This window comes from Komagataeibacter kakiaceti JCM 25156 (assembly GCF_000613305.1).
The window spans coordinates 1-4,617 of record NZ_BAIO01000164.1 but is presented as its reverse complement, the minus strand read 5'-3'; the positions used below and the strand labels follow the sequence as shown (position 1 = coordinate 4,617).

Genomic DNA, 4,617 nt, shown 5'->3' with positions numbered 1-4,617 from the left:
CCCGCCGCCGCCGCGCCTGCTCGCCCCCATGGCCTCCATGCTGGCGACGCACGAGAAGGGACGCAGGCTGACGCTGTCCGCCCCGGTCATGCAGTCGCTGCTCGACAGTCTCTCCGCCCGGCTGGACGAGGGGCGTGAACTTTCGCGCTACCTGACCGGGCTGCTGATCTTCCTTGGCCTGCTCGGCACCTTTTACGGGCTGCTGCTGACCGTTGGCTCCATTGCCGATGTGATCGGAAACATGACGGTTGGCAGCGGGGACATGAATGTCATGTTCGACCAGCTCAAATCCGGCCTTGCCGGGCCGCTGCACGGCATGGGCACGGCGTTTTCGGGCTCCATGTTCGGTCTGGCGGGCGCGCTGGTGCTGGGTTTTCTGGACCTGACCGCCGGGCAGGCCCAGACCCGCTTTTTCAACGAACTGGAGGAATGGCTGGCCAGCATCACCCGGCTTTCGGCCAGCGGGCTTCAGGTTGGCGGCACCGACGCCAGCGTTCCGGCCTATGTGCAGGCGTTGCTGGAACAGACCGCCGAGAACATGGAAAAGCTCCAGATCCTTCTTGGCCGCAGCGAGGAAATCCGCGCACAGGAACAGCGCCTGCTGACCGCGCTGAACGACCGCCTGGCCAGATGGCCGACAGCCGTGGCGATGACCATCTGCAGGGGATCGAATCCCTGCTGGCGCGTCTGGTGCAGGAATCCGCCGCCGGTCGGGAACAGATGGCGACCGATATCCGCAGCGACCTGCGCCTGCTTGCGCGCACCATTGCCGCGAGCGCCCCCGGAACGAACCATTCCGCCCCCTGATCCGTATATAAGGTTCACCCCATGGCGCGCCGCTCCCGTCGCTCGATCCGTTCCGAACTGAATGCCTGGCCCGGCTATGTCGATGCGCTGTCCACGCTGCTGATGGTCATCATCTTCGTGCTGCTTGTTTTCGTGCTGGGGCAGGCTTTCCTGTCCGTGGCGCTGAACAAGCGCCAGCAGGCGCTGACCCAGCTTGAGCATGAGGTGGTCAGGCTGGGCCAGATGCTCTCGCTGGAGCGCAGCCATACCAGCGCGCTGCAGCATGAAGTCGCGACCCTGCACAAGGCGCATGAGGCGGATGTGGCCACGGCGACATCCCTGACCGCGCAGCTTAACCAGCAGACCACCGAGCGCGACAGCGCGCAGGCCCATGCCACCGCGCTGGACGAGCAGGTGGCCCAGCTCCGCCAGCAGCTCAGCGCCATTGCGGGCGCGCTGGAAATTACGGAAAACGAGGTGCATGACCGCGACCGGAAGATTGACGATCTCGGCCTCCAGCTCAACGTGGCGCTGGCTGAAAAGGTGGAGCAGCTGCAGCATTACCGCTCCGAATTCTTCGGGCGGCTGCGCGACGTGATGCAGAACCACAAGGGGGTGCAGATTGTCGGTGACCGCTTCGTATTCCAGAGCGAGGTGCTGTTCCCCCCCGGCGGGGCCGAACTCTCACCCGAAGGCATAAAGGAAATCGGCATCCTCGCAGGCACGCTGAAGCAGGTCGCCCAGCAGATTCCATCCGATGTGCCGTGGATCCTGCGCGTGGATGGACATGCCGACCGCCAGCCGATCCATTCCGCCTTTCCCAGTAACTGGGAACTGTCCTCCGCCCGCGCCATTACCGTGGTCAAGCTGCTGATTTCCGACGGGATCAGCCCGCGCCATCTCGCCGCGACCGGCTTTTCCGATTACCAGCCGCTCGACCCCGGCACCACGCCCGAAGCCTTTGCGCGTAACCGGCGCATCGAATTCCGCCTGACCGACCGCTAAAAATCTGTTTGAAAACAATACAAGTTTTTGGGTACCGCCTTTTTGAACAAGGGCGGCGTTCCCTGAAGCTTCCCCATGATTACAGGGCATTTCGTGGGCTGGCTTTTCAAACAGCCTTTAGGCCCAGCCTGCCCCGCCCGCAATCCTGCTGGCGGGGGAAAGGCTCACCACCAAGGGTCTGGATGCGGGAAAAAATCCGCGCATCATAAGGAAGTTTTTCAGAAAGCTTTCCGCATCCCCACCGTGGGGACAACACTCAGGTCGGCTGGCCAAAGGCCTTGAGGCGCAGGCGCTCTGTTTCATGCGCGGCATCGGGCGTTGTCGGGTCAAGTTGCAGCACATGCTGCCATGCCTTCCACGCCGCCTGCCAGTCACCGCGCACGCCCTCGACATTGACAAGGATTTTCCACGCGGTGAGATCACGCCCGTCATGATGCAGCGCCACACCCAGATCAGCCACCGCGCCATCGGGGTTGGCGGCGGCCAGTCTTGCCTGCGCGCGGTTGCGCCACAGCACTTCCATATCGGGCTGGAGCAGCAGCGCGTCATCCATGTCCTGCACGGCGTCCAGCGGGCGCTGGGCGTCCAGGTCATCCTGCGCGCGGCGTAACAGCAGGCTGGTGGTGGGGGCCAGATCCTTCATGCGCAACTGTTCGATCCGGCCCATCAGGTCATGCGCGCCGTTTACGGTGGCGGCATGGGACAGTTCGGTTTCCAGTTCCGCAATCGTGGGCGCGGCCGCGTCCCGGCGTCCGGCATGGGGGGAGCCGCCCGCTGGCGGCCCCGCATGCTGATCCACCCCATGGTGATCGGGGGCCTGCGCCCGTGCCGGTGGCGTAATGACCAGAGCCGTGATAACAGACAGGGGTACGCACGAAAAGCCACGGACGCAGGTTATGAAAAACCTGCCTGCGCGGCTTCGCGGCTGTTCAGGAAAAACGCTGACGGTCAAGGCCGTCCGGCAATCAGCTGACGGGCCTTCATGCGCGGGTTCTTCTTGTTGATGACATAGACCTTGCCCCGACGACGGACCACGCGGCAGTCCTTGTCGCGAACCTTGGCCGATTTCAGGCTGTTTCTGATTTTCATGATCCGACCCTCGACTAGCGGCGGAATACCGCCAAAGAGGCGCCCGAATACCCTTCCCTGCGCCATGAGTCAACTCCATGGCCGGATTCTGGGGCCATTTAGGCCACGGAATTCCCCTGCGCCACGGTCGGGGGCATGAAAAACGGGGCAAGGGCGTGGAAATCTGCCATGCGCGGTGAACGTGGCCGCCAGGCCAGCCCGATGGTGCGCCAGGCCTGCGCCCCGCCCACGGGGCGCGCCACCACGCGCTGCCCGTCCAGCAGCGGGGAATCGACCGCCAGTTGCGGCAGCAGGGCAAGCCCCATGCCTGCGGCCACCATCTCCACCATGGTGTAGAGGGAGGTCACGGCGCAGATGGCCCCGTCATGCGGCTGGGTCCATCCATGCACCTGCCGGCATAGGGCCAGCGTCTGGTCACGCAGGCAGTGGCCATCTTCCAGCATGATCATGCGTTCATGCACGAAACGGCGGACAGGCACTTCGGCAGGGCCGCCAGCGGGTGGTCACGCGGCATGACCAGCACCAGAGGATCGCGCCACAGGGGCAGCGTCTCGCTCTCCGCGCAGTCGCACGGCATGGCCAGCAGCACGAGGTCAAGCCTGCCCAGCGCCAGCTTTTCCAATAGGTTCCGGGTCACGTCCTCATTGAGCGACAGGCGCAGGCGCGGATAGGCCTGTGGCAGCCGCCGCACCAGCGATGGCATGACAAACGGCCCGATGGTGGGAATGACGCCAAGACGCAGCAGGCCACTCATCGGTTCATGCGCGGCCACGGCCATATCCACCACGCCCTGCAATGCATCCAGCGCGATCCGCGCCTGCGCCAGCACCTGCGCGCCCAGCGGGGTGAACACGACCTGCTTGCCCACGTCACGGTCCAGCAGTTTCACGCCCATCTGGCGCTCAAGCGCCAGTATCCCGGCGGAAAGCGTGGACTGGGTCACGGCACAGGCCCGCGCCGCGCGCCCGAAGTGGCGCAGTTCGGCCAGGGTGACGAGATAGCGGAGCTGTTGGGCGGAGGGCATCGGAATCATCGTCATATCCGATCAGGAACAGATGAATTATTTATCCACATGACAGCGCTGCCGCCACCTGTGGGCGGGTGGAAATTTTTCCTTCCCCGAAGGCCCATCCACCCAAAAACATGCCGAACCGCCCCGTCATGACGTTTTTTTTCGCCTGCCCTGTTGCCATGACGGAAGCAGCCTGTTATTTGCCCTTTCACCGAACGGTTGCAGCCCCACGGGGCGGCAGCGGATGCGGGTGTAGCTCAGTTGGTTAGAGCGCCGGCCTGTCACGCCGGAGGTCGCGGGTTCGAGCCCCGTCACTCGCGCCATTTTACGGTGCCTTTCCCCTACATATCCATTCCGTGCCGTGCAGAAGTCGTGATGGCTCCGTGCGGTCCATGCATGCCTGCACGCATTGCGTCATCCGGGCCATGAGATCAGTCTGTATGACTATTCCCGGTGAACGGATACCAAGAATGACTGATCTCTTTACCCCCTATACGCTCAAGGGCGAGACCCTGCGCAACCGCATCGCGGTTTCCCCCATGTGTCAGTACATGGCGGTCGATGGCATGGTAAATGACTGGCACGCCGTCCATTACCCCACCCTTGCCCGTGGTGGCGCCGGGCTGGTGGTGGTCGAGGCCACGGCCGTCTCGCCCGAGGGGCGGATCACGCCGGGCTGTCTGGGCCTGTGGAACGATGCGCAGGCCGAAGCCTTCCGCCCGCTG

Annotated in this window: 4 protein-coding genes, 1 tRNA gene and 2 pseudogenes; 4 read left to right on the top strand and 3 right to left on the bottom strand. The window is 64.1% G+C overall.

Going from position 1 to position 4,617, the window contains the following annotated elements; genetic code table 11:
• Positions 1 to 807 (top strand): annotated as a pseudogene (locus JCM25156_RS23195) (flagellar motor protein MotA); the annotation flags it as partial.
• Positions 808 to 828: 21 nt separating this feature from the next.
• On the top strand, positions 829 to 1,791 hold the full coding sequence (locus tag JCM25156_RS09690) for a peptidoglycan -binding protein (RefSeq protein WP_025812916.1): 963 nt from the start codon (positions 829 to 831) through the stop codon (positions 1,789 to 1,791).
• A 256-nt stretch (positions 1,792 to 2,047) separates the two neighbouring features.
• Here JCM25156_RS09690 and JCM25156_RS09685 read toward each other — a convergent pair whose 3' ends face one another.
• From JCM25156_RS09685 to JCM25156_RS23190, 3 genes and pseudogenes are all read right to left on the bottom strand, one after another.
• Positions 2,048 to 2,590 carry a tetratricopeptide repeat protein gene (locus JCM25156_RS09685; RefSeq protein ID WP_242402582.1) on the bottom strand — a complete coding sequence of 181 codons (543 nt, stop codon included), beginning with the start codon at positions 2,588 to 2,590 and terminating at the stop codon, positions 2,048 to 2,050.
• Positions 2,591 to 2,739: 149 nt separating this feature from the next.
• Entirely contained in the window at positions 2,740 to 2,880 is a 141-nt protein-coding gene (gene ykgO / locus JCM25156_RS09680) for a type B 50S ribosomal protein L36 (protein WP_025812913.1), read from the bottom strand.
• Positions 2,881 to 2,978: 98 nt separating this feature from the next.
• Positions 2,979 to 3,913, bottom strand: a pseudogene (locus tag JCM25156_RS23190) (hydrogen peroxide-inducible genes activator).
• A gap of 225 nt (positions 3,914 to 4,138) precedes the next feature.
• Here JCM25156_RS23190 and JCM25156_RS09665 point away from each other — a divergent pair.
• Both JCM25156_RS09665 and JCM25156_RS23185 read left to right on the top strand, forming a co-directional pair.
• Positions 4,139 to 4,215 (top strand) — tRNA-Asp (locus tag JCM25156_RS09665).
• A 147-nt stretch (positions 4,216 to 4,362) separates the two neighbouring features.
• Positions 4,363 to 4,617 (top strand): oxidoreductase (locus tag JCM25156_RS23185; protein WP_034959198.1); only part of this gene is annotated, 255 nt, incomplete at its 3' end.